This window comes from Ruminococcus flavefaciens, from assembly GCF_900116855.1.
In the GTDB taxonomy this organism is placed as follows: Bacteria; Bacillota; Clostridia; order Oscillospirales; family Ruminococcaceae; genus Ruminococcus; species Ruminococcus flavefaciens_R.
The window spans coordinates 244,541-270,999 of record NZ_UETD01000004.1 but is presented as its reverse complement, the minus strand read 5'-3'; the positions used below and the strand labels follow the sequence as shown (position 1 = coordinate 270,999).

The following is a 26,459-nucleotide window of genomic DNA, read 5'->3' as shown; positions in this document are numbered from 1 at the left end:
TTTCGGTGATTATTGTGTCTGCTGAGCCTCTGCCAGCTCTCTGTCCACGAACTCCTCCTCGGTCTCAAGGACAAGGTCGCTCTGACCGGGAAGGGGCGGCAGGTCTGCCACGGAGCTGAGTCCGAAGCTTCTCAGGAACACCGCCGTAGTTCTGTACACTATAGGCTTTCCGGGAACGTCAAGGCGTCCTGCCTCCTCCACCAGTCCCTTTTCCACAAGGTTATTGATGACCGATGAGCTGTCGATGCCGCGGACATTCTCCACGAAGCCCTTTGAAACAGGCTGATTATAGGCGATTATGGTAAGAGCCTCCATAGCTGCGTTTGAGAGAGGAGCCGTTCTCTTTGTTTCGAGAGCCGCTCTGACCTGAGGGGCGAACTCCTCACGGGTACACATCTGGAAGCTGCTGTCCAGCTTTTTTATGCAGATACCGCTGCCGCAGTCCTCATAGCGCTCATTGAGCAGCCTTATCATGGAAGGCAGTGTGCCTGCGTCAACTCCGCTTGCCTCCGAGAGGCGGTATATCTCAATAGGCTCGCCGCTTGCAAAGAGTATAGCCTCTATTGCTCCGAGCTTGTCTTTGATCTCCAAGATCTATCCACTCCGTTCTTTCTTCCCTTGAAGAATATCATGGTATTATCGTCGCTTATGGTGATACGTCCGTGTCTGGTGAGCTCCAGCACCGCGAGGAACGTGGCAACTCTTGCGGAGCGGTCGGTGACTCCCTCATAGAGCTTGTCCATATAGACCTCTCCCGAGTCATAGAGCTGACGGAGAATGTGTACCACCTTTGTCATAACGGAAACGATACGCCGCTTCACCACTGAGTTTATCTTGTTCTCAACGTGGAGCTTTGCGTGTTCCGACTTTATATTTTTAAGTGAGATGGCGCTGTAAGCGACAGCCAGTCTCTCGGGCTCATGGACCAGTGTATAGGTCATATCCGCCTTTATCTTCATGGGGCTTCTCACGAAGATATTGCCGCCCACAAAGGCGTCCGCCAGAGTTTTTGCCGCTATCTTGCAGAGAGAGTACTCAATGAGAGCGCCCTCCAGCTCGCGCTTCATCTGTTCAGCCTCCTCGGGCTGGGGCAGAAGTGAAGCCGTCTTTATATATATGAGTCTTGCAGCCATTTCGAGGAATTCCCCTGCAAGCTCCAGATTCTGCTCATGAGCCTGATCTATATAGAGCAGGTACTGCTCCAGCAGCTTTGATATCTCAATATCGCAGATATTCAGCTTGTGCTTTGCAATAAGGCTGAGGAGGAGGTCCAGAGGTCCCTCAAACACCTCAAGCTTGAAAGAAATGGTCTCCATATATCACTCCAGATAGAAAAAGTTATTACCGAAGACGATCTTAATGATCTTGTATGGTATCTCCATGAAATTGACATGGAAGAATACAAGTCGGTCGAGTACAGCCCAGCGCCACAGACCAGCCAGCCAGCCTATGACAGATATCTCGCCGTCGGTGATGATGGCGAGGAGAAAAATGCCGTAGAGAATGTACTGCGACCACTTCATTATCTGCTTGTAGCGGCTGAAGTACCATCTTCTGAACTTTGGCCATGAGAACTGGTAGAATATCTGGAAGCCGTCCAGAGGAGGCAGGGGCAGAAGTGCGATGACTCCGAAGCAGAGTCCTGTATAAGCCGCTCCCCTGAGTATTCTGAAAAGGCTTGCCAGAAGTATGGAATCGGGAGCCAGTCCGTAGAGGGCGCCCGAGAGATTGTATATAAGAATGTATGAGACAAAGTATGTCAGCGGAGCCGCCAGTGAGATGAGGGTGATATCACGCTTCATGTGTTTCAGGTTTGAGACATCGTAGTTCATCTCCTTGCTCCAGCCGAAGCCCAGAATGAGAGTCGTAAGCATTCCCTGACGGTCCATGTGCTTTCTGAAGTCCAGACTGAGCCTGCCGTTCAGCTTCGGAGTATCGTCCCCAAGGAGATGTGCGACGCCTGCCTTGGCAAAGGCAGCCAGCGGCATGAGTCCCACCATGACAAGAGCTCTGCTTATGAGTATGAGTAAAAATCTGTAAAATGCGCTCATATTATAATAAAACCTTTCGGGAGATGTTATGATATCACTTGAAAAGCATAGGCACCCATGAAACAGACATCCAGATAAGCCACTGCACGATGTTGTAAATGAACGTGAACACCATTCTCACCTGCGAGATATGGCTGCCGATGATGATAAGTACGAAAAAAGCAGTGCTGAGGGTACGCTGATTGCGGAATACCCAGTTATCGAAGCTGGCAGGCATGAAAGCCCTGAGGAAGTTGAATCCGTCCATAGGCGGCAGGGGTATGAGGTTGAACAATGCAAGCATTACATTTATGCTGACAAAATCCACCAGCAGAGTGAATATCGCCTGCTGGACCTGAGTTCCCTGAATGTAGTCCCAATGCTCCGCGCCGAAAAGCAGACAGGATGAGACAACAAATATCAGACAGCCCACAAAAGCCGCCAGAAGATTTGAGACAGGTCCTGCAAGAGACACCAGCGCGTAGCCGAGACGGCGGTGCTTGAATTTCGACGGGTCAACAGGAACGGGCTTTGCCCAGCCCACTCCGAGCGCCATCATGGAGATAAAACCAAAAAGGTCGATATGAGCAAAAGGATTGAGTGTGATGCGTCCCTGTTTCTTTGCGGTGTCGTCACCCAGCCAGCCTGCAACGATACCGTGTGCGGACTCATGAATGGGTATAACAAGCATGAAAGTGATAGCTCTTGCAACTATCATCATTATCAATTCTATGTTTAATCCTGTTGACTGCATAAATATCCTTTCCCCGTCGGAGCAGACTCTCCGACAATAGTTATACAATATATATTATACTACAAAGCGGCATATATTTCAAGTAAAAAAGCGCATTTTAAGCTGCCGAAAAAAATTTTTTTGATTTTTTTTAAAAAACACTTGCTTTTTTTCTGATTATGTGTTAAAATAATCATGTTGTATTTTTACAGGTTAGTTAAGGAGGTGCAACCTAATGGCAAAATGTGATATCTGCGGAAAGGGCGTGACCTTTGGAATCAAGGTTTCCCACTCACACAGACGTTCCAACAGAACATGGAAGCCTAACGTAAAGCGTGTAAAGGCTATCGTCAAGGGTACTCCTTGTCATATCTACGCTTGCTCAAGATGCCTGCGTTCAGGCAAGGTTGAGAGAGCTTGATCATCTTTGCATGATAAAAACGGAGCGTTCCGAAGGGAGCGCTCTTTTTTTGTCCCCTGACGCCTGTTTCGCGGCAAAGCCGTCTGCAAGGGAACTTTTTCTCCGCGTTCCTTGCTATTCTCGGAAATATATGTTATAATTGATATCGGCATTGTATCGTGATAAATTATTAATATGATAAAGGCGGTATTATTATGACAAAAGAACAGATCGGGACACTGTTTAAGCTAATGCTTGAATATATCCCGCCGACGCTGAAGATATTCGGTTTTACCCTGCTGTGGTCAATACCACTGGGCATGATTGTGGCACTTCTGAAAATGTGCAAATTCAAGCCCATAAGCTGGCTCACAAACATATACATACTCATAATGCGAGGAACTCCCCTGCTGCTCCAGCTCATAGTTGCCCAGTATTCGGTGCCCTATCTGCTGAAATGGGAGGGCTGCCCCTCATTTATCCACAGTCTTCTCGACGGCGTTGATATACGCAGCGCAAGCTATACATTCAATATGCTGCTCATCGCTTTCGTACTGAACTATGCCGCATACTTCGCTGAGATATTCCGCGGCGGCATCGAGGCTATCCCCAAGGGACAGTATGAAGCTGCCGGAGCTCTCGGCTTCAGCCGCATACAGACCTTCTTCCGCATAATCCTTCCACAGGTCATAAAGAGAGTAGTCCCTGCCAGCTCAAACGAAATAATCACCCTCGTCAAGGACACCTCCCTCGCCTCGGCTATCCCCTACATGGAGATTATGTACATTGCCAAGAAGCAGGTGCCCACCTATGCTTCTCTCCTGCCCCTTTTTATGGCAGGCGTGTTCTATTTCGCATTCGCAACCGTGCTGACGCTTTTGTTCGGATTTATCGAGAAAAAGCTCAACTACTACAAATAAGGAGGTGCAGCTGTTATGTCAATGCTTGAAGTAAAGAACCTTTCAAAGAGCTTCGGTGATCTTGAGGTGCTCAAGGACATCTCCTTCAATGTTGAAAAGGGAGAGGTCGTCGCAGTCATCGGTCCCTCGGGAAGCGGCAAGTCAACGCTGCTCCGCTGCATCAACCAGCTTGAACGCGCAGACGGCGGTGTTATCAACGTCTGCGGCACGGATATGCTCATAAAGAATTCCCGCGGCAAAACTGTCTACGCCGACACAAAGACTCTCCGCGCCATAAGACTGAAAACGGGACTGGTGTTCCAGAACTTCAATCTCTTTCCTCACATGACCGTTCTCCGCAACATCACGGAGGCTCCCGTGTGCGTACTCAAGGAGGACAAAGCCAAGGCAAAGGAAAAGGCTATGGCTCTGCTGAAGAAAATGGGACTTGAAAGCAAGGACAAGTCCTATCCCTGCGAGCTTTCGGGCGGTCAGCAGCAGCGTGTCTCCATCGCGAGAGCTCTTGCCCTCAATCCCGATATACTGTTCTTTGACGAGCCCACCTCTGCCCTTGACCCCGAGCTTACGGGAGAGATACTCAAGGTCATCAAGGAGCTTGCCGCAGAGGGCATGACCATGGTCATAGTAACTCACGAGATGGCTTTTGCAAGGGACGTTGCCGACAAAGTCATATTCATGGAAAACGGCTACATCGTGGAAATGGGAGCTCCCCGGCAACTTTTCGGTGAGAACGCCTCCGACCGAGTACAGCAGTTCCTGAAGCGCTTCAACAGCTGATATCAGCTTAAACCAAAAGAAAGCTGCTTAAAAACCGAGCATATTCAATAATTAGTCATACCAATATTGTTGCGATTTGTACAAAACTTTAATAAACCTCGGCAAAAATCACGCCGTTTTCGGCATTTGTCCGATTTTTCCGAAAAAACATTGCCTTTCAAGCTTTTTCTGTGATATAATATATCCATGGATATGAGAAAGATGACAGTACGGGACGTTTTCTGAGTCCGCTATGCACTGACATCTGAGTTGACGCTTCTTCAAAAAGCGCCGATATTATTGGGGGGCATAAAATTTAATGGATAAAAAACCAATACGGCTTGTGTTTTTCAAGTACATATTGGCGAATGTTATCAGCTCTTTAGGTGTATCGGTATATATTCTTATCGATACACTTTTTATTTCTAAGGGGATGGGGTCTGAAGGACTTGCCGCACTTAACCTGTCACTGCCTGTTTTCAACTTTCTGAACGGTTTCGGACTGATGCTGGGAATGGGCGGCGGAAGCAAGTTCTCCATGCTGTACTGTCGGACGGAACGAAAAGAGACCGATGCTGTCTACACAAACGCCTTCTTTGCCATGCTTGCCATTGCGGCAGTTTTTGAGATACTGGGCATATTCTTCTCAAAGCAGGTCACCCGCCTGCTGGGAGCGGACGCAAGTATCTTCGCAATGTCTCACAGCTACATAAAGAAGGTCCTTCTCTTTTCACCCGCTTTTCTTATGAATAACCTCATGGCCTGCTTCATGCGCAACGACAGCGCACCGAGGCTGGCTATGCTGGGACTGCTGAGCGGTAGCCTTGTCAATGTCATACTTGATTACGTCTTTATTTTCCGCCTTGATATGGGAATGAGCGGCGCAGCTCTTGCAACCTGCATCGCACCCTTTGTCAGCATGGCGGTGATGAGCATACACGTTATAACGGGCTGGAATGCATTCAGTCTCAGAGCGATGCTTCCGTCATTTGGCACTATAAAAGAGATAGTCTCACTGGGACTTCACTCCTTCCTGTCCGAGGTATCGGGCGGAGTTGTCATAATGATATTCAACTTCGTCATCTACCGTATCTCAGGCAATACGGGTATAGCTGCATACGGAGTCATCGCCAACACGGCAATAGTTTTCACAGCCATATTCGCAGGCATCGCCAGCGGTATCCAGCCGCTGATGTGCCGATATCACGGACGCAATGACAGTCAGGCGATAAGCTATGTACTGCGTCTCGCCATGACTACAGCGCTTATATTCTCGGTTCTGGCATATGCCGCTGTATTTCTGGGTACCTCCCGCATCGTGGGAGCATTCAACAGTGAGAGCCATGAGGGCTTCAGGAGCATAGCTGAAAAGGGTCTGCGCGAATACTTCCTGTTCATGCCGTTCATGGGAGTCAATTCCGTATTCTCCATATACTTCACCTCTATGGAAAAGCCCGGACGGGCGCAGATGATCTCCCTGCTCCGCGGAACAGTGCTGGTGATACCCATAGCAATTACCGCATACATACTCCGCAGCATGACATGGGTGTGGGCAACGGTACCCGCAGCGGAAGCTATAACAGCTGTAGTCGGAATAACCATGTTTGTGCTGAGCATGAGAAAAAAATGGACGGAGACTCTGAGTCCCCTTCCCACAAGATAAAAACAGCCCCGAAGCATTTCGCCTCGGGGCATTTTACACAGCAGCTAAGACTAATCGTAATTCAGCGCAAGTGTTAACAGTGAAAAGTGAATATTGAATAGTGAATAGTTACTGTGTTCGCTTCGCTCACAGTATTTAAATATTGTTGCCGCAGGCGGCACCATAACTCTCAACTCTCAGCTAAATCAGCTGTTACAGTATGCTCTCGCCCTCGCCCATAACGGGGATGATAACAGCCTTTGCGTCCTCAAGACGGAATATCATCATCTTGTTTCCTGTCTTGTCGTTGTAAATGTCTCTGAGGTGAGGAGCACCGTCCAGAGCAGCCTCTGCGTACTTGGGGTCAGTCTCGAATACAGCCTTTCCTGTGTAGCGGAGCCACTTTCCGTCAGGCTTGCAGGCAGCTATCTCGCAGAGGGGCGAAGCAACGAGCTGCTTGTAAACGTCCTTGAAGTCTCCCACGCCGAAAAGAACCTTTCCGTCCATTTCCATATGGAGACCGAGTGGTCTCAGCTTAGGCTGGTCGCCGTCCTTTGTAGCCAGGAAGAAAACTCCTGCTTCGGTGAGAAAATCATTGAGTTTGCTCATAAAATATACCTCCTTATGCACATTCCGTGCTTATTAGTCCTCAAATAAAGGTGTTGAGAAGTATCTCTCGGCAGTATCGGGAAGGATAGTAACGACTGTCTTGCCCTCACCCAGCTTCTCGGCAAGCTTCAGAGCTGCCGCAACATTTGTGCCGCTGGAGATACCGCACATTATTCCCTCCTTGGAAGCCAAGTCCTTAGCGGTCTGTATAGCCTCCTCGTCGGTAACTATATAGATATCATCATATATGTTCTGATTAAGTATATCGGGGATTATTCCGTCGCCTATGCCCATCTGGAGATGAGTGCCGATGTTGCCGCCTGCAAGGATAGCAGCATTCTCGGGTTCAACAGCCCATATGACCATATCCGGATACTGAGCCTTGAGAGCCTCGCCGATACCTGTTATAGTACCGCCTGTGCCTATTCCCGAGCAGAAGCCGTCTATCTTCACCGCAGACTGCTCCAGAATCTCAAGGGCTGTGTGATACTTGTGTGCGCCTATATTGTTAACATTGGCAAACTGCTGGGGCACGAACACATTCTCGTCCTCCTCAGCCATTCTCAGAGCAGTATCGAGACACTCCTGAATGCACTTGCCGATATCGCCGTCATCGTGGATGAGCTTTACCTCTGCACCGTAGTGGTTGACCAGCTTGCGGCGCTCCTCGCTGACGGAATCGGGCATGATGATAATTGTCCTGTATCCCTTAACAGCTCCCACAAGAGCGAGACCTATGCCCTGATTGCCGCTGGTAGGCTCAACGATTATGGTATTCTCGTTGATCTTTCCCTCCATTTCGGCATGGCGTATCATATTGTAAGCGGTACGGGTCTTAATGGAACCGCCCACGTTGAGTCCCTCGAACTTTACGAGTACGTCGGCATTGCCCTTTTTGTTCATACGGTTGAGCTTTATCATGGGAGTATGACCCATTGCTTCAAGAATATTATTGTATATCATTGACAGTTCTCCTTAGATGGCTTTACAGCCTGATAGTCACATAACATTACTATTATACAATAAATCCGACTAAAACGCAAGGATTTTTTTGCACTCCACAAAACAGAGCTGATCCCATGTTGACATTCGCTTTCAAATCACTGTTTTTCCTCAATGGAAGCCAAAAGTCCCGAATGCTTATAGAGCCTGACTGTATAGGTCTTTTCGGGGTCAATAGCAAGCTCCGATCCCAAAGCCTCTCCCAGTGATATCTGAGCGATGTCTTCTCCGTTTCCGTTCTTAATAACGTGATAATCGCAGTAGTCCGCCATTGTATCACGTTTTGTTCCGTGTCTGCTCCATCTCATTATTTTCGTATATTCCTTATTTGAAATATAGCAGCCCACCGCCTCGGTCTCAACAGTCTCGCCATATCTGATATCTCTGAGAACATCAGCTTCAAAGGCTATATATCGTATATTCCTTGTTAACGGATATCCGTTTTTGTCAAGCTGGGGTCTGAAAGGGTCACTTCTTACAGTCAGCAGTTCAATAAATAGGAATATAACGATAAACGTCAAACTAAAAATAGCTTTTTGCTTTTTAGTATGGCGATTTCTCTCCCCTACGAGAAGAATCATCAGCACCAGAATGATCACTGCAATGACAAATTCTTTGGCGACAGAAAGGATAATTCGTTTCAGAAAAAAATGTGAAACTTCCCGTAAGCCCTGCTCCCCTGTCATAATTGGCGGCATATCCGCTCTCTGTAACAGTGATATGACCAGCACGGCTATCATAAGTCCGATACAGATACTGACCTTTATCCGGAATATTCTCCATTTTTTTGTACTTTCGTTTATTTGGCTGTGTTTCATATCCTATTTCTCATTTCAGTGTTATTATCAGGAGCAATGCAATACTTCGTTTACCCTCAGTTAACGATAAGGAACGCCGAAAAAGGCGTTCCTCATGATACTTATTATTCCTCAGCCGCAGCGAACTGGCTCTCGTGACGGGTGAAGAAATCCGTTCTGGGAGGCAGGAACTTCAGCTTGTGGTTCTCGCCTGTGAAGTAGTTCACAGGCTCAAGGATAGTATCCCATGACCAGATACGCTCGTCGACCTCCAGATACTCGCGAAGCTTCTCTGTGCCGAAGGGAGCCATGGGGTGCAGGAGCACACCTGCTATCCTTATCATGTAGAACAGGTTGGCAAGGGACTGCTTCAGCACTTCCTTGTCGGGATAGTCGCCTGTGAGAGCCTTAGCCATGTACTTGCTTCCGTTGCGGATATAGCTGTCCAGAACGTAGGTACACTGGTGGAATGCGAACTTGGACATATGCCTCTCGTAGTCAAGCACAGCCTTCTTTGCCTCCTCGCGGAACTTCTCCTCGGGAGCGTTGTCGGGCATGATGCCGTCCAGCTCCTTCTGAGCGGTATAGAAAGCAGTTCTTATCATACGGTTGTATACATTCGAGAGGAGCAGACCGTCCTTAACAACAGGATCCGCGTCCTCGGGCTTGGCGTCGGGGTTGTAGGGCTTGGGCATGAAGCTTACGGAGCGCTGACCCAGACCAAGTCCCAGCCAGTGCATACGGAGCTGCTCGGGAGTATAGTGCTTGAGCAGGTCGTCAGCCATAGGAGGCTTTACAGCGCCCGAGCTGGAAGCCTTCTTGTCGAGGAAAAGAATATGGTGATTTGCCACGATAACAGGCATCTGGAGCTCTCCCTCGGCAGGGTCGGCAGTCTTGATATCGCTCTCCTGCTGAGCCATCCACATAGCAGGCTCGGCAATTCCGTAGAAGTAGATGTTGTCCTGACCGATGAACTGATATACAGTTGATTCCTTGCTGCACCAGTAGTCCTTCCACTCGTTAGTGTCATGGCCGATGGACTCCAGATATGTCTCTGTGAACGAGATAGGAGCCCAAAGGGACTCAGGCCATACCCAGACGGTAAGACCGTCAACGCCGTCCATTACGGGAGCGGGAACGCCCCACTCGATATTGCCTGTAAGGCGGAAAGGAACGAGAGTCTTTCCGGTACGGTAGCGTATGCCGTTCTCGGTGAGTATGCGGCAGGCTTCATCGCAGTCGGAAAGCTTTGTGAATTCTATTGTAAATGAGGGCTTCTTGGGCTCCTCAAGGTATTCATGAGCAGGCATGGAGTCTTTCAGCTCCATGTACTTTTCCTCAAACTCGCGCTTTATGTAGATAACGGGGTTTTTGAGGAACTCGTCAATGGTCTTCCACACAACGGGACGGATGTCCTTGCGCTTTTTGAGCTCCTCCACCCAGTCCTTCATGAGCTGCTCGTAGTCGCGGAGCTTGAAATACCAGTTGGTAACGGGCTTCATTGTGGGAGTCTCGCCTGTCAGGGTGCTGACGGGGTTGATGAGGTTCTCGGGCATATACTGATGGCCCATATCGCACTCATCTGCGTAGCCCTTTTCGGAAGTACAGCCGTCAACGGGGCACTTTCCGATTACCTGTCTGCCGTTGAGGAACACACCAGCCTTCTCATCGAAGAACTGCATGGTGGTTATGCGGTCCAGCTGTCCCTTCTTGTGGAGAGAGCTGATGAAACGGTCGGTGACCGATGCGTGTATCTCCTTGGAGCGTCCCAGACCGGAAGCTGCGAACAGATTGGGAGAGATGCCGTAAGCATCGAGAGTCTCCTTCTGCTTGTCGTGGTTTCTCTGAACGAAGTCCTCAAGTGAGCCCTCGAACTCGCCGTTCTTCACCTTTACGCGCCAGCCCTCTGCAATGGGAGAGCCGTAGCAGTCTGTACCGCCCACGAATATAACGTTGTCCTTGCCTATACGGTCGCGCATGAAACGGGCGAAGGTGTCCGCAAAAACGAACATACCGCCCACATGACCGAAGTGGAGCTCCTTATTGCCGTATGGCATACCGCCTGTGACGATACATCTTTTCGGGAACACAGGACGGGGTATCTCAAAATTCTTCTTTTCCTTTTTATCTGACATTTTTATTACCTCTTTATATAATTCATAATTAAGAATTCATAATTCATAATTGTGGTGTCCGCTATCGCGGACGGATTTGAATAATTTCAGGCGACCATTAATTATGCATTATGCATTATGAATTATGCATTATGAAAAAGCCTGAAGGCGCTTGCGTGTTATCTCCTCGCCGAGAACATGGCTGACTTCCCAGATATCGGGAGCATTGGCGTGTCCTGTGAGAGCGATACGGAGCATATTTGTGATGTGGACTATGCTTCCCCTGAACTGGTCGGGGTTCTTCTTGTAGTCCTTGGGCTTTACAGCGAAGCCCATCTCCTCGGTGATTGTCTTTACCTTATCAAACCATGCAGCGGAATCGTCGCTGTGGTCATAAGTTGCGAGGTACTTTCCGAAGAACTCCTTAACGGTTGCCTCGTCGCACTCCTCGGGCATAGAGTCTGTCACCTTGAATGTCTCGTCGTAGTAGAAGCTCATGAAGTCGCAAGCCTGCTTCCATGTTTCGATATCACGTCTGGGCTTTGCACCGCCTCTGCCAACATTGAGAGCAGCAAGAGTTCTCTCGGGGTACTTCTTTATAAGACCTGCGTACTCGTCATTGTACTCCTCACACCACTCCAGCCAGCCGTCACAGACCTGCTGTGCAGGCATACGGCAGATAACATTCTTGGAGATATCGCGGAGCTTGTCAAGATCCACCAGAGCGCCCGAAACTGACATCTTGTCCAGCGCATAGGGGAAGTCATGGTAGTCAGCCTCGGGATTGGCTATACGCCATTCCTCGTAATTGGAATTGAGGAGAGTGAGCAGGAACTCCCAAATAGCGTCTCTGCTGATGCCCTCCTGCTGATAGTAAGCCAGTGCCAGCTCAGGGTCCTTGCGCTTTGAGAGCTTGCGCTTGCCGCCTGTCTCGCCGTCTATCTTCATAAGAGTAGCGGTATGGCAGTATATGGGCTGCTTCCAGCCGAGAGTGTTGAACAGCTCAACGTGCATTGGCAGAGAGGATATCCACTCCTCGCCGCGGATAACATGAGTCGAGCGCATGAAATGGTCATCTATAACATGGGCGAAGTGGTATGTGGGGATACCGTCGCTCTTGAGGAGAACGAAGTCCATGTTGTTTCTGGGCATCTCCAGCCTGCCGCGGATAGCGTCCTCAACAGCTATGGTCTCGCCTGTCTCCTGACCTCTGAAACGGAGCACCCACTCCTTGCCCTCGGCGATATTTGCCTTTACCTCGTCTATCGTAAGGTCACGGCACTTTGCATACTTACCGTAAACTCCGGGATTTTCCTTGTTTGCAGTCTGCTGCTCGCGGACAGCCTCTATCTCCTCGGCAGTCATAAAGCAGGGATAAGCAAGTCCCCTCTCGGTGAGGAGCTTTGCGAAAACATGGTATATCTCCTTGCGCTGACGCTGTCTGTAGGGACCGTAGCTGCCGTTGTCGCCATCAGCAGTAGCGCCCTCATCAAAGTGAACGCCGAAGTAGTCCATAGCGTTGATGACTGTCTCAACAGCACCCTCCACCTCACGCTTGTTGTCGGTATCCTCTATTCTGAGGTAGAAAACACCATTAGACTGGTGAGCGATACGCTCGCCGATAATAGCGTTATAGAGGTTGCCGAGGTGAACGAAGCCCGTGGGACTGGGTCCTATACGGGTAACGCAGGCGCCCTCGGGGAGCTGTCTCTCGGGGAAACGAGCGTCGATATCCTCGGGAGTTTCCTTGACATCGGGGAAAAGAAGTTCTGCAAGTGCCTTAAAATCCATATTATCAATCCTTTTGTAAATTCTGAGCCCATAATAGATACAGGCAATATTTATTTAATTATACCACATAGCGCCGCCAAAGTCAATGACTAAAAACCGCTGCCGAAAACCACTTGACAGCGGACTGAAATAACGGTATAATAAGGATCAATAACAGTTCCACTATCAAATATACTACTAAAGGGAAAGGGATAAAAATGTTTGATCCTTATAGACATAATAAACGCAGATTTACCCGGCAGCAGGGGCATATACTGGACTTAAAGCTCAACCTTATCTGGATCGTCGGTCTTATAGCATCGCTGTTCATTTCAAGATTTCTGGTCATTGCCATCGGAATAGTTCTTGTAATACTGAGCGTAAGGCGCTATATGAACAGCGAGTCCCACAGCTTCGACAATTACGACACAGAACACAGATACTACGATGACGATGATGATGAATATTAAAGCATAAAAAGCTCCCCTGTTATCAGAGGAGCTTTTCCATCGTTATCAGAAGATGTATGCCGCATTTACCCATGCGTCACCGCTTGTGCTTACCGAAGCCCAGCCATTATAGAAGCCGTAAACATAAATAGTCGTATTGTTATTGATCCTTCCGATCACACCGCAATTGATAGAAGGTCCGCTCCTGACATTGAGATAGGGGCTTGCTTTTACAACATATCTCTGACCGTATACATTAGCTGCATCTGCTGAGATAGCTGTGTCGAACTCGGGAACTGCTGTTTTGGTGATGATAGTTCCTGTGCCGAGTAGTGCGATGGAGAGTGCGAGTGATGTGATGCGTTTGATTGTGTGTTTCATTGATTCCAAGTCCTTTACTTTAAATTTAAGACCTCGCGGTCTTATGAGCAGAGTATAACATATTATTTTGCTCTTGTCAAGAGATTTGATGAATTTTAAACATAAAAAAGCTCCCCATTTCTCAGGGGAGCTTTTGATATCCTATACTATCTTACGATCAAGTAATATAAGTGTAGAGGAGGTGTCCGCAGCAGTTGCTGTAAACCCAAACATAGTAGTGAGAACCTGTCAGGCACTTGTATTCTTTTCTGACACCTGAGCAAGCGCAGTGCTGATGTGCTGCGTGTACTTTTGCTGCATCGTTGTTCTTTGGTGCGAGTGATGTACCAGCACCGAGAAGAGCGATTGCCATTGCTGTTGCTGAGATCTTTTTGAAAATGTTCTTCATGGTTTTAGCGTCCTTTACATATTATTTTTAAGGGTTCCGGAATCCTTATGCATATATTGTACATCTTTTATTCACAGTTGTCAAGAGTGATTATACAAACGCAACAATATATGATCGCCATATAACACGAAAAATCCGAGTTTTCACATCACTTATGAACATTTTGTAAATTTTTCTATACAGTTTCCCGTCATAATACAAATAAAAAACGCCCCGAAGTTTATTCTCGGGGCGTTTGATACTATTTTCAGTGCTTGGCAGCTGCACTTTCCCTATTCTTTTTTGAGCTGCCGAGAGGTCGCTGGTTCTTCTTAGTGAGCAGCATACCTACGGTTATCCAGAAGTACGGCACTACATTGACAACGCTGCTGTTGAAGAATGCCTGCGCGGTATATCCGAAAAACATACCCATGAGTATCCAGTTGAGGTATCTCTCCTCATTGTCATCATTTCTGATGACATTTTTCACTCCCGTAACAGCTGTATGTATAAGCAGCGTCAGGTATGTAATGAGCTGGAAGACGCCCTGTGTAACAAGATAGTGTATATACTCGTTATGACCCTTGCCCTGAGTGAACATACCATCGAACTCAGAGTCTGACAGGAAAACATCTCTGTAATTGTCGAGACCGATACCGAAAGCCCAGTGGTCGGGCACCGATTTAAGTCCCTGCTTCCAGATATAGACTCTTCCCGAGCCCATGCCTTCGCGTCCCATGTGAATGAAGCCGTCCCCTGACATCTCCGTCTTTGTCTGCTGAACTCTTTCGATTATCCTGCCGAAGAATACGATGGCGATAACTGTCACCACCGCCATCCCCAGCAGCAGTACCAGCAGGCGCTTGGTTATGCTCATGAGCTTTTCTTTTTCAAGTCCCTTACGCTTCATGACTATGATGGACACAGCAAGGAAGAGCAGATAGCCGAAAACGCCCACCCATGCAAGACGGGCTTCCGCGGATATGAGCGTATAGAAGCATATCACAGATATGATATAGCAGGCATTTCTCATAACCTTGTTCTGCGTGTACAGAAAGGCTCCCGAGGTGCAGGCAAACAGCAGAACGGTAAGACCGCCGAACCAGTTTGAATGCTGGATAAGACCATAGCTGCGCTTTGCGCTCATGATTATCTCCGTATCGAAATAGCACTCTCTCAGGCTGATGCCGAAGGTCTGGAGCACTCCGAATGAGACCTGTATCACAGTGACGAGTATAAATATATTGATGAGCTTCTTTCTGAGCTGCTTGTCCTGTATCATGGTGCCTGCCAGCATAAGGCTGAAATATCCCACAAAATTGAACAGCCATTCGTCATAATAGAAGCCGTGGAAGGTGTCATACTTATTATGCGAGAACACCGCCGACAGCACCGCAAAAACGAACAGCAGGAAGTACAGCAGGTCCGAGAGATAATACTTTATCCCCTGATGCTTCAGAAAGTGTACCGCAAAGATAAATATACCGAAGTATCCTGCCATCTCCACGATTATGGGCTGGCTGGCGAATATCATGGAATGCAGCTCGTCAAATATCTCCGTAACGGGCAGAGCTATCATTACAAAGGCAATGTAATAGAAAAAGAACCGCTCCGACGTTATCAGCTCAAAGAAATCCGATATCCTCTTTTTTATCTGTTCCATGGCAAGACCCCCATATATTAGATCATCCGCCGAAAAAGCGGCTTATTGTATTATACTCCATATATCGGAAAGTGTCAAGCGGAACATGGTCATTATTGACAAAACAAGGGGCAATGTATTATAATTAATGTGTAAATATCAAGTACCGTAAGGGGGCGGAGCTTTTGGCAGAAAAACTGAGGATAGCCATGTTCGGACACAAGAGGATACCGAGCCGTGAGGGCGGTGTCGAAGTGGTAGTGGAGGAGCTTTCCACAAGGATGTCAGCTCTCGGACACAGCGTCACCTGCTACAACAGGTCGGGACATCACGTCTCGGGAAAAGCCTATGACGGCAGCAATGCACGAAGTCTTAAAGGCGTAAGGATAAAAAAAGTTCCCACGCTGGACAAAAAGGGTCTTGCCGCCCTGACCTCATCATTTTTTGCTTCCCTTGCCTGTGCATTCGGCAGATACGACGCCATACACATTCACGCCGAGGGACCTGCTGCAATGTGCCTTATCCCCAAGCTCACGGGAAAAAAGGTGGTAGTGACCGTCCACGGTCTTGACTGGGCAAGGGCAAAATGGGGCGGAGCCGCCTCTGCATACATAAAGTTCGGCGAGAAACAAGCTGTCAGATACGCCGACCATATCATCGTCCTCAGCCGCGACGTAAAGGATTATTTTATGGAGACCTACGGCAGAAAGACCATATTCATCCCCAACGGAGCCACCCGTCCCGAAAAGCGCGAGCCCGACCTCATCAGGAAGTGGGGACTGGAAAAAGGCTCATATGTGCTGTTTCTCGGAAGGATAGTCCCCGAAAAGGGCATATCCTACCTCATCGAAGCGTGGAAGGGCATCTCCACCGACAAGAAACTGGTCATAACGGGAGGAAGCTCCGACACCGAGGACTACATGAACGAATTGAAGCGTCTTGCAGGCGATAACGTCATCTTCACAGGCTTTCAGCAGGGAAAAGTGCTGGACGAGCTCTACTCCAACTGCTATGTCTACTGCCTGCCCTCAGACCTTGAGGGAATGCCTCTGAGCCTTCTTGAAGCCATGAGCTACGGCTGCTGCTGTCTGGTGTCTGATATCCCCGAGTGTACCGAAGTAGTCGGTGATAAAGCCGCAGTATTCAAAAAGGGCAGCATCGATGACCTCCGTGAAAAGCTCCGCGCCCTCATAGAGAATGAGGAGCTTGCGGAAAGCTATCGTAAAGGCGCTGCGGACTATATACTGAAAAAATACGACTGGGACAGAATAACCCGAAAGACCCTGTCGCTGTATACCAAATAACAAGTAAGGGAGCTGCTGAAATATGTCAGGAAACAGAAAACTCAACGGCACGGTCATTGTTACCTACCGCTGCAACGCAAGGTGCTCCATGTGCAACCGCTATAAAGCCCCCTCAAAGCCCGAGGAGGAGCTGAGCATAGAGACTATAAAGAAGCTTCCGCCGATGTACTTCACCAACATCACAGGCGGCGAGCCCTTTATACGCACAGACCTGCCCGACATCGTAAGGGAGTTGTACAAGAAGTCCGACCGTATCGTCATCAGCACCAATGGCTTTTTCACAGACAGGATAATCGCTCTTGCAAAGGAATTTCCCAAGATAGGCATACGAATTTCCATAGAGGGACTGGAAAAGACCAACAATGAGATAAGAGGTCTCGAAAACGGCTTTCAGCGCGGCTATCGCACACTGCTGAAGCTGAAAAAAATGGGGCTTGAGGATATAGGCTTCGGCATGACAGTACAGGACAGAAATGCCCCCGACCTTGTGCCCCTTTACAATATCTCCGATAAGCTGGGCATGGAATTTGCCACAGCAAGCCTCCATAACAGCTTCTACTTCGTGGAGAGCAGGAACATTATCCACGACCGCCCCATGGTCGCGGCTAACTTCGAGAAGCTCATCAACAGGCTGCTGAAGTCCAAAAGCCCGAAAAAGTGGTTCAGAGCCTACTTCAACCACGGTCTCATCAACTACATCTACGGACAGCCGCGTCTTCTCCCCTGCGATATGTCCTTTGACACCTTCTTCATCGACCCCTACGGCAATGTTATGCCCTGCAACGGCACCAAGGACAGGGAGATAATGGGCAACCTCAACGAGCAGTCGTGGAAGGAGCTCTGGAACAGTCCTCAGGCTGAGATAGTCAGAAAAAAGGTAAGGCACTGCGACAGGCAGTGCTGGATGATAGGCTCCGTATCGCCTGCAATGCACAAGTACATATGGAAGCCTGCATGGTGGGTATTCACCCATAAGCTTCGCAGCTTTTTCACTGACAAGCCCTATTCCATGTATGAGAACCCCATCTGCCGAAAGCTCAGGGACGGCAAAGTCACAAAGGCTGAGCTTGACGCCTGCAGCACCTGCGATATGAACGCAGACGCCTGCAACGGTCTGGGCAGAGCCGCAGGAAAGCCTGCTACGGGAAAGCTCCGCGGACGCAGAAAAAAAGCGGTAGTCAGCGGCTACGTCGGCAAGAAGATAACAGGCATCGGCAGGAACCTTATAAACCTGCTCAACAATGCCGACAGCGGCATGGAATACATCGTCTACACCAACGAGGACATGACGGAGGATATGCAGTTCACAAATCCCAATGTCACCGTAAAGACCTATCCTGTCAGCAAGAACAGCTCCATGGGCAATCTGCTGTGGAATACCTTTGTATTTCCTCTCGTGGTAAAGAAAGAGCGCGCAGACATCGCACTTATCCCCAACTTCACCCTGCTGCTTTTCAAGGCAGCTCCCACGGCGATAATCATGCATGACCTCATAGAATTCAACATCCCCGAAAAGTTCTCGAAGCTGAGGATGTTTTACAGGACAAAGATAGCAGACCCGATCACTGCACGCAGAGCCGACAGCGTCATCACTGTCTCACAGAACTCAAAGAACGATATCATAAAGTTCCTTGGTATAGGTGCGGATAAGATAAGTGTCATATTCAACGGCGCTGACAGAGAAAGGTTCCGCAGGATGGACGCTTGCTGTGCAAGGGAGATACTGACGGCAAGAGGGCTCCCCACCGAGTTCATACTCTACACAGGCACAGTGGACCACCCAGGAAAGAACTCCATGACCCTCATAAAGGCATTCGAGAGCCTGAAACGCTCGGGCAGATACGACGGAAGCCTCATCATCGCAGGTATGCCGGGAAGCGGCTACGAAACCGTTAAGGACTACGCCGACCGCTCCCCCTTTGCAGCTGACATATGCTTTGCAGGCTTCGTCACCGATGAGGAGCTTGTGGCGCTCTATTCATTATGCTCCGCATTCGTGCTTGTATCGCTGTACGAGGGCTTCGGTATCCCGCCACTTGAAGCGATATCATGCGGCGCAAGAGTGGTCGTATCCAACACCTCCTCACTTCCCGAGGTAGTAGGCGAGCTTGGACTTACAGTCCCCCCCACGGACACAGAAGCAGTCGCCGATGCCATATATGAATGTACACAGCACAGCGCCGATGAGGAATATCTCCGCGCAGTGGACGCCCACATGAAGAAATTTGACTGGAAGGACCTGAGCCGACAGCTTGAAACACAGCTTTTCAGGACTATGAGGAAAAAGGGTAAGCGCAATGGATAAAGTAAAGGTTTTCGCCATGTATCTTCCTCAGTATCACGAGACGGAGGAGAACAACAGGTTCTGGGGAAAGGGCTTTTCGGACTGGGTCTCGGTAAAAAAGGCAGTTCCACTGTTCGACGGTCACGACCAGCCAAAAAAACCGCTGGACGGCTATTACTATGACCTTTCCAAGAAGGAGGACATAGTCCGTCAGGCTGAGCTTGCAAAAAAATACGGCGTATCGGGCTTCGGCATATATCATTACTGGTTCAGCAGTGAAAAACAGGCTCTTACCAGACCTGCCGAGATAATACTTGAAAACAAAGATATTGATGTACCATTCTTTTTCGCTTGGGACAATGCCAGCTGGAAGCGCACATGGAGCAGCGTCAAGGGCAACGACTGGTCGCCGCTCATGGACGAAAAAAAGGGAGCCGCAGAGAGCGGTCCCGAGATACTCATAGAGTACAAGGAAGGCACGGAAAAGGACTGGAAGAAGCATTTCGACTTCCTGCTCCCCTACTTCAAAGACGAAAGGTACATAAAGGACAGTGGAAAGCCGCTTTTCCTCATATACAACTACTCTCCCGACACTGAAAAAATGGCGGCGTACTGGAACAAACTGGCTGTCAGTGAGGGCTTTGCAGGAGTTGAGGTAGTTTACAGCTACAATCCATTCCACGGCATACCCTCATCGGCGAAGAAGTTCAGATATGAACCGCTGTACTCGGGCTGGGGACGGTTCATCGACCGTCTTGGCAGGCTTTTCCGCAGACACAAGGTACAGACCGAAGTAAAGACCTACTCCTATGACGATGTGTGGGAGAGGATAATCGCAAATGCCAGACGCTGCCGCGACAAGAACACCTACTACGGCGCCTTTGTCAGCTATGATGATACACCTCGACGGGGCAGCAAGGGAAAAGCCGTCCTCGGAGCCACTCCGGAAAAGTTCTGCGGCTATCTCCGCAGACTCAGAGAAATATGCAGCCGTCAGGGCAAGAATTACATCTTCCTTACTGCGTGGAACGAGTGGGGCGAGGGAGCATATCTCGAACCCGATTCCGTATCTGCATATGCCTATCTCGAAGCATACCAAAAATCAGCAGAATAAAAGAAAAGCCATGAAGAAGCAGTTACTTCTTTATGGCTTTTTCTGATATTAGAGCATAAACTTTTCCGCAGCGCTCCTGCATTCCTCCAGAAATGCAAAGGAAGCCGACTTAACATTTTTCCGCCTGCGAGTCTTCTGCAATATCCACAGCGGCAGGACCTCGGGAAATACAAACATCTTCAGTACGATGTTTATCAGCCGTTTTCTTGCGTCGAAAAATCTCAGAAAAAATCTGTACCTTTTTTCAAAGAAGCTGTTTCCCCTGCATCTTCTGAGCTGTATAAGGTTAACGGCATTATCGTCTTCGCGAAGCTTCAGGGTCCATGTCTCGTTTTTGGCTGTTGAGAGCCCGTCTCCGTAGTGATAATATATTGATGGCTCATAGCGGAAGCCTACTCTTTTTTCGTCCATTATCATCAGGCAGTATATGCTGTCCTCGCAAAATCTGACTTTATTGGCAAAGAGTCTCATATACCTTAGAAACTCCTCTCTCCTGACCAGCCATGCTGCGCCGCACGCCCTGTCGCTGAGTATAAGATAGCATAGCTTTTGCAGATAAAGGTACCTTTTCCGATGTACACCGACTATCTGCGGATCTACCGATACCTCAGGCAGTCCTCTGCTGTTATAGTACACAGCATCAGTAAAACAGGCGTCAAGAGAGTTCCTTTCCATATACCGCATAAGCTCCGACAATGAAGTTTCTGAGTAAAACAGGTCACCTGCCGAGATACATTTGATATATTTTCCTGATGAACTTACAGCTGCCCTCAGGTAATTGATAACGGTGCCGTTATTTTTTTCGCTCCGCAGTATCTTGTAATCCTCAAAGCCCTCTGCCTTGAAAAATGCGCGTATCTGCTCCGACATATCCGATACCGAACCGTCATCGGCAACGATGACCTCAAAGCTGACCTGTTTCTGACGTATCATTGATGCCAGAGTCATAAACAGCTGAAGCGGGTCGGAATTATATATTGCAACACATACGCTTACATCGAATTTTTTCGCCATTATCCGACTTCACCTTTCTGAGTTTCTTACTGTTCAAATCAAAGCTCTCCTTATACATCATCGGGTCTGACTGCCTCGAACCAGTCAAGCTCACCGTAGTCGGGATAGAGCTGTCTGTAATCCTCGGGAACGTCATAAAACTGCCTGTAACCGTTTCTGACGTAAAACCTCTCCGCGCGGAGATTGTCTCTCGACACGCACCAGATGACCCTTTTCAGTCCCAGCTTCTCAAATCCCAATTTTATAACCGCAGCCATGCCGAAGGACGAATACCCCTTGCCCATAGCGCAGCTCCTTACAACGATGGCAAATTCAGCTGTCCCCTCGGTGAGACCGATATGCTTGAGCGATACCGTCCCCATATATTCGCCGCTGTCATCGGCAACAGCCATATGCAGATCCTCGGAGCTGCTGCTGCATGATGCGATGAACCTTTCGCAGTCCTCCACGGTCATTGAGCCAAAGTCCTTTTTCATATACCTGCACACATTCTTATCGTGCATCCACTCAGCCATGAGCTTTGCATCTCCTGCTTCAAGTGCTCTGAGCTGCATTGACATTCATTCCTTTCCTGACTCATACAAACGAGTTTATGGCATCTATCACATAGTCGGTCTGCTCCTCTGTCATGCCATAGAACATGGGCAGACTGAGCTCCGTAGCGCTGATCTCCTCAGCCGCAGGAAGGCTTCCCCTTTTCATGCCCAGCTCCTCATAGCATTTCTGAAGATGAATGGGGCAGGGATAGTGCATACCTGCTGATATGCCCTTATCCTCAAGGTAAGACAAAAGCCTGTCCCTTTTCCGTGACCTCACCGCATAGATATGCCACACGGGCTCACAGCCCTCTGCAACAAAGGGAAGGATGACCTCTCTGTTGACTATTCCCGACGAATATCTGTCCGCAGCGGCTCTGCGGAAGGCGTTCATCCTGTCCAGCTCCCTGAGCTTAACCCTGAGGAAAGCAGCCTGCATCTCATCGAGGCGGGAGTTGTTTCCCTGATATATATGATGATACTTGTAGTCCGAGCCGTAGTTTCCGAGAGCTCTTATCCTGTCGGCAAGCTCCTCATTGTCGGTGACAACAGCACCGCCGTCCCCAAGGGCACCGAGATTTTTTCCGGGATAGAAGCTGAAAGCGGCAGCATCGCCGAAACTTCCCACCTTTCTGCCCTTATACAGAGCGCCGTGAGCCTGAGCGCAGTCCTCCACCACATACAGCCCGTGTTTTTTTGCAATGGGCATTATCCTGTCCATATCCGCAGGCTGACCGTATAGGTGAACGGGAATGACCGCTCTCGTCCTGTCGGTAATGTGCTTTTCTATCTCCTCGGGAGAGATGTTGTATGTTCTCATATCGGGCTCGGCAAACACAGGCACAGCGCCCGTATATGTAACAGCCAGTGCAGTTGCGATAAACGTATCCGAGGGAACTATGACCTCATCGCCTTGTCCTATGCCGAGGGCTTTCAGTGACAGGTAAATGGCATCAAGACCGTTTCCCACGCCTATACAGTGCTTTCTTCCGCAGTACTCTGCGAACTCCGCTTCAAACAGCCTGCACTGCTCACCTCTGACATAGGAACTCGAAGCAAGGACCTCCTCAAAGGCTGCCCTGAGCTTATCCCCCAGCTCCTTCTCCATAGGTCTGAAGCTTGCAAAAGGTACCATCATAGAGGAGCCTCCTCTGCCACAGCAGTGTCGCCGCAATTCTTGACATATTCAAGGAACTCATCGTAATCCCTTATATAGTCCTTCTCGTCATACAGCTCCGATGCAAGGACCATGAGCACAGCATCGGGAGAGAAATCAAACATTTCCCTCCACATGGCATTTGAAACATAGAGTCCCTCATAGGGCTTTTCGAGAGGGATGACTTTTTTCTCCCTGCCGTTATCCAGTCTCACCTTGCAGCTTCCGTGAATGCATACGAGTATCTGCTGCAGCGACTTGTGAGCGTGCTTACCGCGGGTAACGTCCGCAACGGTATCATACATATAATAAACTCTCTTTATCCTGAACGGGATATCCTTGAACTCCTCCAGAGCCACCAGCTGACCTCTGTCGTCACCGTGGGGCTGAAAAACATATTTGATAACCTGCATAAGTGCTCCCCTTTCCACCGCTGACAAAACAATTCCGTCACAGCGGTATACACATATATTAATATTATACCTTTTCGGGAGCAAAAATGGAAGAAAAACACGACAAATAAAACTGATCCTGCTCATTTTTGTGACATTCTACAGTAATGACGCAGCATTGATGTGCAAATTGTCCAGAGACTTATGACAAAGAAAAGCCCCCTTATTAAACAGGGGGCTTTTCAAATAACATCTTAACCGAAATACGCAGTGTAGGTCTCAAGTACACCGTGGCAGCCGCAGCAGCGAACCTGAGCTACGCGGAGATGTGGAGTTACCCAGAGGAAAGTGGTGTAAACTCCCTGACCATGAACGCAGGCAGCATGAGCATCGAGGGTGTTATCCGATTGTGGTGAGACAGTTTTGGTCATTACCGATCCTGCACCGAGGATGGTGAATGCAAGGGCGAATGCTGAGATCTTCTTGAGGATGTGTTTCATAGTGTACCAAGTCCTTTACAATATATTTAAGGTCAGGTGACCTTATGAGCAGAGTATAGCATATCTTTTGCCGATTGTCAATAGTTTTCATGAATATCAGCCAAAAAGAAACATATCCGCGCAAAAAAACAGGTACTCCGCAGAGTACCTGTCCTATGATATCTTTACTGCCAGAAGGCAACTATCCTGCTGAACTTTTCGCTGAGCTCGGGGAAGTAGTCTCTGGGGCACATAACACCGTATACCATTGGTGCATTCAGCACAACTGCCACAACAGCTGCTGCTGCCATGAACCACTTGAACTGTTTCTTATGTGTCTCGTTCTTGCTCCTGTTATAGAGGAAGAAGAGTATGCACAGACCGCCGAAAACCATCTCCCATGCGAAGTCTGCAAAGTATCTTACGGCATAACCGCTCTCCCAGATGGAGCATATGATGACGATAGGCATTACCAGACAGGGCAGTCCGACACCAAGCAGAGCTCTTATGCGAGCCTTTCTGTCGGGGAGCGCTCTGAGCGCCTTGCGAGAGAACAGGAAGCCCAGTGTAGGCATTGCGAGGAAGATAATACCTGCCGCAGTCTCGGGGCAGCGGTAGTAATAGCCGTTTATTCCGAACTGGCTGAAATCGTTGGTGATGTAAGGGTAATTTCCCTTCAGCATAGGCGGAGCTATGAGGTAGTAGAACAGTCCCAGAAGCATGAAGTTTATGTGGAATTCGGAGTGTGTGAAGTCGTTGATGGTAAGTGAGTACTGTATACCGAAATCGAAGGGAGAACCGAAACGAGCGTAGTTGTACGCCATCTGGCAGATACCCAGTATCGCCAGCGGAAGTGCTCCGCAGAGGGCGTAGTATATCCTGCGCTTCTTATTGCTCTTGTCAGCGCTGATGAAGTCAGCCTGCTTGAGGTGCATACCGTAGATGATGTAAGCGCAGATAGCGTATACAGCAAGAGTTGGTCGGCACATGACCGCTATTCCGAAGAACAGCGACGAAAGAGCTGTACGGGGCAGCGAGAGCTTGTCCTTTGTGAAAACTCCCGAGGTGAACAGGAAGTACACCGCCGCAGTCATAGCCGCAAATCCTGCCGAGATAGCCGCCTCATAGAAGATAGGCTGGCAGGTGTTGAACCAGATGCCGCAGGACACCAGCATGACCACATGGCCTGCAACAGCGCAGCCCACAGGTATCTTGCCGAAGAACCGCTTTATAAAGGCGTAATACGCCATGCTCAGCAATATGAGACCGATTATGGTGAATATCATTATAGCCGAGACCTGAGTCATGAACTTGCCCGTCAGCTTGTGGAATGGCAGATATACAAGTATTACGGGAGCTATTCCGTAGTAAGAGTAATACTTTCCGTCATAGAGCAGGTGGTCCCACTCATAGGCGATACCGTCTCTTGCGTCCCACTGATAGGGATTTTCCAAAGCAGTAAGGTCCGGGGAAACATAAGCATCTATGTCAAGTCTTCCGTTCTCGAAGGACTCGACCAGCTGCTGTGAGAGCTGATCTCCGATATCGCCCTTGAAGAAGTGCTTCATATTACTTGCATGAGCAATAGCCACACACATGAGCACAGCAACGGTAACAGCCGCGATGGTGAGCTCGATGACATAGAGTCTGAATGTGCCCTTCTTCTCCTCAACGGATTTCTGCATTGCCTTTGCGCCTGTTACTGCAATGACCAGAGCTGCAAGGGCAACAATGAGTAAGAAACGGATCAGGCTCGCTTCAAAAGGCATGGGAGCATTTATGATGATGCCTGTTATAGCGGTCTCGTTGCTGTTATTCTGGAACTTGCAGTCGATAAGGAGCCTGTCCACATTTCCCGACACGGAGCACTGAATGTACTGGCTCTCGTCAACACCGCGGACAACTCTGCCTGTGGCGATACCGCTTCTGAGAGTGGAAACCGTCTGATCCTTCAGGCTGATGGAAGCGTCCATGTACTTTACTGTCTCGGATAGCTTGGTCTCGATCTTGACCGAGCCCACAGGACAGTTCAGCTTGTTGTATTCCAGAGTGATGATATCGGTGCCGCCTGTCTTGATGCCGTCCTGAGGGGCATTGGCATCATAGAAGCCGTTTCCGACGATAGTATCGGCGATATTTACGTTAACAGGCTTGTACTTACCGATAAAGTTCGTCGGGATGGAAGGTATCTGAAAGACGATGAGTTCCAGCAGCACAGCTGCTATGACAGCCTTGGAGATACGATTGAAGGTGGGCTTGTCGCTGCTTTTGAGCTTAAAGAAGAAAAGCAGGAGCTGCAGAGCGGAAGCCGCTCCCATAATGGTGAATGTTCCGCGGAAGGGCGAATCGTCCATAGCACCGAAAAGGTCGGCACAGCCGAGGATGATGGCAATGACGAAGCCGACACTGCCAAAGTAGAACTTACTGCCTTTTTTATCCGATCTTATCATGAAAACGGATGAAACTACCGTTACAGCAAGCATTAACAGGAAAAAAAACTTCATGATGTCCTCCGTATAAATTTATTGACTCTCCTATTATAATACTATCGGGAAGAATTGTCAAGGA

General features: G+C 48.9%; 26 protein-coding genes. 8 read left to right on the top strand and 18 right to left on the bottom strand.

All coding sequences use genetic code 11. The features are described from left to right. Positions 1-9: 9 nt before the first annotated feature. The 4 genes from scpB to DSZ37_RS05380 are packed head-to-tail and all read right to left on the bottom strand — an operon-like array spanning position 10 to position 2,784. On the bottom strand, positions 10-591 hold the full coding sequence (gene scpB / locus DSZ37_RS05395; protein ID WP_109725920.1) for an SMC-Scp complex subunit ScpB: 582 nt from the start codon (positions 589-591) through the stop codon (positions 10-12). Beyond that, a complete protein-coding gene (locus DSZ37_RS05390) occupies positions 561-1,316 on the bottom strand; it encodes a segregation and condensation protein A (protein ID WP_109725919.1) in 756 nt (251 codons plus the stop codon). The genes scpB and DSZ37_RS05390 overlap by 31 nt, the downstream gene beginning before the upstream one ends. A 3-nt stretch (positions 1,317-1,319) precedes the next feature. Further along, positions 1,320-2,051: a site-2 protease family protein gene (locus DSZ37_RS05385; protein ID WP_242978573.1), complete on the bottom strand. Its 732-nt coding sequence runs from the start codon at positions 2,049-2,051 to the stop codon at positions 1,320-1,322. A gap of 34 nt (positions 2,052-2,085) precedes the next feature. Further along, positions 2,086-2,784 carry a site-2 protease family protein gene (locus DSZ37_RS05380; protein ID WP_109725918.1) on the bottom strand — a complete coding sequence of 233 codons (699 nt, stop codon included), beginning with the start codon at positions 2,782-2,784 and terminating at the stop codon, positions 2,086-2,088. Positions 2,785-2,998: 214 nt separating this feature from the next. On the opposite strand from DSZ37_RS05380, the gene rpmB reads away from it, so the two are divergent. The 4 genes from rpmB (at position 2,999) to DSZ37_RS05360 (ending at position 6,502) form a co-directional block, all read left to right on the top strand. Further along, positions 2,999-3,184, top strand: coding sequence for a 50S ribosomal protein L28 (gene rpmB / locus DSZ37_RS05375; RefSeq protein WP_019678047.1), 186 nt, complete (start codon positions 2,999-3,001; stop codon positions 3,182-3,184). A gap of 194 nt (positions 3,185-3,378) precedes the next feature. Further along, positions 3,379-4,083 carry an amino acid ABC transporter permease gene (locus DSZ37_RS05370; RefSeq protein ID WP_109725917.1) on the top strand — a complete coding sequence of 235 codons (705 nt, stop codon included), beginning with the start codon at positions 3,379-3,381 and terminating at the stop codon, positions 4,081-4,083. A 15-nt stretch (positions 4,084-4,098) separates the two neighbouring features. Continuing rightward, positions 4,099-4,860, top strand: a complete 762-nt coding sequence (locus DSZ37_RS05365) for an amino acid ABC transporter ATP-binding protein (RefSeq protein WP_109725916.1) — start codon at positions 4,099-4,101, stop codon at positions 4,858-4,860. A 298-nt stretch (positions 4,861-5,158) separates the two neighbouring features. After that, the gene (locus DSZ37_RS05360) at positions 5,159-6,502 is read left to right on the top strand and encodes an MATE family efflux transporter (RefSeq protein WP_109725915.1); all 1,344 of its coding nucleotides are present in this window, start codon (positions 5,159-5,161) and stop codon (positions 6,500-6,502) included. 192 nt (positions 6,503-6,694) lie between these two features. Here the strand turns inward: DSZ37_RS05360 and DSZ37_RS05355 are convergent, their stop codons facing one another. From DSZ37_RS05355 to DSZ37_RS05335, 5 genes are all read right to left on the bottom strand, one after another. Then, entirely contained in the window at positions 6,695-7,090 is a 396-nt protein-coding gene (locus DSZ37_RS05355) for a pyridoxamine 5'-phosphate oxidase family protein (RefSeq protein ID WP_109725914.1), read from the bottom strand. Positions 7,091-7,123: 33 nt separating this feature from the next. Beyond that, positions 7,124-8,053 carry a cysteine synthase A gene (gene cysK / locus DSZ37_RS05350; RefSeq protein ID WP_028521418.1) on the bottom strand — a complete coding sequence of 310 codons (930 nt, stop codon included), beginning with the start codon at positions 8,051-8,053 and terminating at the stop codon, positions 7,124-7,126. Positions 8,054-8,190: 137 nt separating this feature from the next. Further along, on the bottom strand, positions 8,191-8,910 hold the full coding sequence (locus tag DSZ37_RS05345; RefSeq protein WP_109725913.1) for a hypothetical protein: 720 nt from the start codon (positions 8,908-8,910) through the stop codon (positions 8,191-8,193). 104 nt (positions 8,911-9,014) lie between these two features. Next, entirely contained in the window at positions 9,015-11,024 is a 2,010-nt protein-coding gene (locus tag DSZ37_RS05340; RefSeq protein WP_109725912.1) for a class I tRNA ligase family protein, read from the bottom strand. A 129-nt stretch (positions 11,025-11,153) separates the two neighbouring features. Then, positions 11,154-12,794 carry a glutamate--tRNA ligase gene (locus DSZ37_RS05335; protein WP_109725911.1) on the bottom strand — a complete coding sequence of 547 codons (1,641 nt, stop codon included), beginning with the start codon at positions 12,792-12,794 and terminating at the stop codon, positions 11,154-11,156. A 197-nt stretch (positions 12,795-12,991) separates the two neighbouring features. On the opposite strand from DSZ37_RS05335, the gene DSZ37_RS05330 reads away from it, so the two are divergent. Then, positions 12,992-13,243, top strand: coding sequence for a hypothetical protein (locus tag DSZ37_RS05330; protein WP_109725910.1), 252 nt, complete (start codon positions 12,992-12,994; stop codon positions 13,241-13,243). Between the two features lie 45 nt (positions 13,244-13,288). Here the strand turns inward: DSZ37_RS05330 and DSZ37_RS05325 are convergent, their stop codons facing one another. The 3 genes from DSZ37_RS05325 to DSZ37_RS05315 form a co-directional block, all read right to left on the bottom strand. Beyond that, complete coding sequence (locus DSZ37_RS05325) at positions 13,289-13,603, bottom strand: SH3 domain-containing protein (protein WP_109725909.1); 315 nt, start codon at positions 13,601-13,603, stop codon at positions 13,289-13,291. A 157-nt stretch (positions 13,604-13,760) separates the two neighbouring features. Then, positions 13,761-13,991, bottom strand: coding sequence for a hypothetical protein (locus tag DSZ37_RS05320; RefSeq protein ID WP_109725908.1), 231 nt, complete (start codon positions 13,989-13,991; stop codon positions 13,761-13,763). A 247-nt stretch (positions 13,992-14,238) separates the two neighbouring features. Beyond that, on the bottom strand, positions 14,239-15,633 hold the full coding sequence (locus DSZ37_RS05315; protein ID WP_109725907.1) for an O-antigen ligase family protein: 1,395 nt from the start codon (positions 15,631-15,633) through the stop codon (positions 14,239-14,241). A gap of 188 nt (positions 15,634-15,821) precedes the next feature. On the opposite strand from DSZ37_RS05315, the gene DSZ37_RS05310 reads away from it, so the two are divergent. From DSZ37_RS05310 to DSZ37_RS05300, 3 genes are read left to right on the top strand one after another with little or no spacing between them, the layout of a single operon-like run. After that, entirely contained in the window at positions 15,822-16,916 is a 1,095-nt protein-coding gene (locus tag DSZ37_RS05310; protein ID WP_109725987.1) for a glycosyltransferase family 4 protein, read from the top strand. 22 nt (positions 16,917-16,938) lie between these two features. Next, positions 16,939-19,221 carry a glycosyltransferase gene (locus DSZ37_RS18210; RefSeq protein ID WP_109725906.1) on the top strand — a complete coding sequence of 761 codons (2,283 nt, stop codon included), beginning with the start codon at positions 16,939-16,941 and terminating at the stop codon, positions 19,219-19,221. Then, a complete protein-coding gene (locus tag DSZ37_RS05300) occupies positions 19,214-20,314 on the top strand; it encodes a glycosyltransferase WbsX family protein (protein WP_109725905.1) in 1,101 nt (366 codons plus the stop codon). Before DSZ37_RS18210 ends, DSZ37_RS05300 begins: the two co-directional genes overlap by 8 nt. A 48-nt stretch (positions 20,315-20,362) precedes the next feature. On the opposite strand, the gene DSZ37_RS05295 is transcribed toward DSZ37_RS05300, so the two are convergent. From DSZ37_RS05295 to DSZ37_RS05270, 6 genes are all read right to left on the bottom strand, one after another. After that, positions 20,363-21,328, bottom strand: coding sequence for a glycosyltransferase (locus DSZ37_RS05295; protein ID WP_109725904.1), 966 nt, complete (start codon positions 21,326-21,328; stop codon positions 20,363-20,365). Positions 21,329-21,378: 50 nt separating this feature from the next. Continuing rightward, complete coding sequence (locus DSZ37_RS05290; RefSeq protein WP_181380250.1) at positions 21,379-21,882, bottom strand: GNAT family N-acetyltransferase; 504 nt, start codon at positions 21,880-21,882, stop codon at positions 21,379-21,381. Positions 21,883-21,904: 22 nt separating this feature from the next. Continuing rightward, positions 21,905-23,002, bottom strand: coding sequence for a DegT/DnrJ/EryC1/StrS family aminotransferase (locus DSZ37_RS05285; RefSeq protein WP_109725902.1), 1,098 nt, complete (start codon positions 23,000-23,002; stop codon positions 21,905-21,907). Further along, on the bottom strand, positions 22,999-23,433 hold the full coding sequence (locus DSZ37_RS05280) for a sugar 3,4-ketoisomerase (RefSeq protein WP_109725901.1): 435 nt from the start codon (positions 23,431-23,433) through the stop codon (positions 22,999-23,001). Before DSZ37_RS05280 ends, DSZ37_RS05285 begins: the two co-directional genes overlap by 4 nt. Before the next feature lie 233 nt (positions 23,434-23,666). Then, positions 23,667-23,912, bottom strand: a complete 246-nt coding sequence (locus DSZ37_RS05275) for a hypothetical protein (protein WP_109725900.1) — start codon at positions 23,910-23,912, stop codon at positions 23,667-23,669. Positions 23,913-24,076: 164 nt separating this feature from the next. Next, positions 24,077-26,395 (bottom strand): hypothetical protein, encoded by a 2,319-nt coding sequence (locus tag DSZ37_RS05270; protein WP_109725899.1) that lies wholly within the window; start codon positions 26,393-26,395, stop codon positions 24,077-24,079. Positions 26,396-26,459 lie beyond the last annotated feature (64 nt).

Coding starts and splice junctions, on each gene's coding strand:
- DSZ37_RS05315 (WP_109725907.1), bottom strand. CDS start 15,633: ATGGAACAGATAAAAAAGAGGATATCGGATTTCTTTGAGCTGATAACG.
- DSZ37_RS05360 (WP_109725915.1), top strand. CDS start 5,159: ATGGATAAAAAACCAATACGGCTTGTGTTTTTCAAGTACATATTGGCG.
- DSZ37_RS05295 (WP_109725904.1), bottom strand. CDS start 21,328: ATGGCGAAAAAATTCGATGTAAGCGTATGTGTTGCAATATATAATTCC.
- DSZ37_RS05380 (WP_109725918.1), bottom strand. CDS start 2,784: ATGCAGTCAACAGGATTAAACATAGAATTGATAATGATGATAGTTGCA.
- DSZ37_RS05345 (WP_109725913.1), bottom strand. CDS start 8,910: ATGAAACACAGCCAAATAAACGAAAGTACAAAAAAATGGAGAATATTC.
- DSZ37_RS05385 (WP_242978573.1), bottom strand. CDS start 2,051: ATGAGCGCATTTTACAGATTTTTACTCATACTCATAAGCAGAGCTCTT.
- cysK (WP_028521418.1), bottom strand. CDS start 8,053: ATGATATACAATAATATTCTTGAAGCAATGGGTCATACTCCCATGATA.
- DSZ37_RS05270 (WP_109725899.1), bottom strand. CDS start 26,395: ATGAAGTTTTTTTTCCTGTTAATGCTTGCTGTAACGGTAGTTTCATCC.
- DSZ37_RS05285 (WP_109725902.1), bottom strand. CDS start 23,002: ATGATGGTACCTTTTGCAAGCTTCAGACCTATGGAGAAGGAGCTGGGG.
- DSZ37_RS05300 (WP_109725905.1), top strand. CDS start 19,214: ATGGATAAAGTAAAGGTTTTCGCCATGTATCTTCCTCAGTATCACGAG.
- DSZ37_RS05275 (WP_109725900.1), bottom strand. CDS start 23,912: ATGAAACACATCCTCAAGAAGATCTCAGCATTCGCCCTTGCATTCACC.
- DSZ37_RS05365 (WP_109725916.1), top strand. CDS start 4,099: ATGTCAATGCTTGAAGTAAAGAACCTTTCAAAGAGCTTCGGTGATCTT.
- rpmB (WP_019678047.1), top strand. CDS start 2,999: ATGGCAAAATGTGATATCTGCGGAAAGGGCGTGACCTTTGGAATCAAG.
- DSZ37_RS05310 (WP_109725987.1), top strand. CDS start 15,822: ATGTTCGGACACAAGAGGATACCGAGCCGTGAGGGCGGTGTCGAAGTG.
- DSZ37_RS18210 (WP_109725906.1), top strand. CDS start 16,939: ATGTCAGGAAACAGAAAACTCAACGGCACGGTCATTGTTACCTACCGC.
- DSZ37_RS05390 (WP_109725919.1), bottom strand. CDS start 1,316: ATGGAGACCATTTCTTTCAAGCTTGAGGTGTTTGAGGGACCTCTGGAC.
- DSZ37_RS05290 (WP_181380250.1), bottom strand. CDS start 21,882: ATGCAGCTCAGAGCACTTGAAGCAGGAGATGCAAAGCTCATGGCTGAG.
- DSZ37_RS05330 (WP_109725910.1), top strand. CDS start 12,992: ATGTTTGATCCTTATAGACATAATAAACGCAGATTTACCCGGCAGCAG.
- DSZ37_RS05370 (WP_109725917.1), top strand. CDS start 3,379: ATGACAAAAGAACAGATCGGGACACTGTTTAAGCTAATGCTTGAATAT.
- DSZ37_RS05280 (WP_109725901.1), bottom strand. CDS start 23,433: ATGCAGGTTATCAAATATGTTTTTCAGCCCCACGGTGACGACAGAGGT.
- DSZ37_RS05335 (WP_109725911.1), bottom strand. CDS start 12,794: ATGGATTTTAAGGCACTTGCAGAACTTCTTTTCCCCGATGTCAAGGAA.
- DSZ37_RS05320 (WP_109725908.1), bottom strand. CDS start 13,991: ATGAAGAACATTTTCAAAAAGATCTCAGCAACAGCAATGGCAATCGCT.
- DSZ37_RS05325 (WP_109725909.1), bottom strand. CDS start 13,603: ATGAAACACACAATCAAACGCATCACATCACTCGCACTCTCCATCGCA.
- DSZ37_RS05355 (WP_109725914.1), bottom strand. CDS start 7,090: ATGAGCAAACTCAATGATTTTCTCACCGAAGCAGGAGTTTTCTTCCTG.
- DSZ37_RS05340 (WP_109725912.1), bottom strand. CDS start 11,024: ATGTCAGATAAAAAGGAAAAGAAGAATTTTGAGATACCCCGTCCTGTG.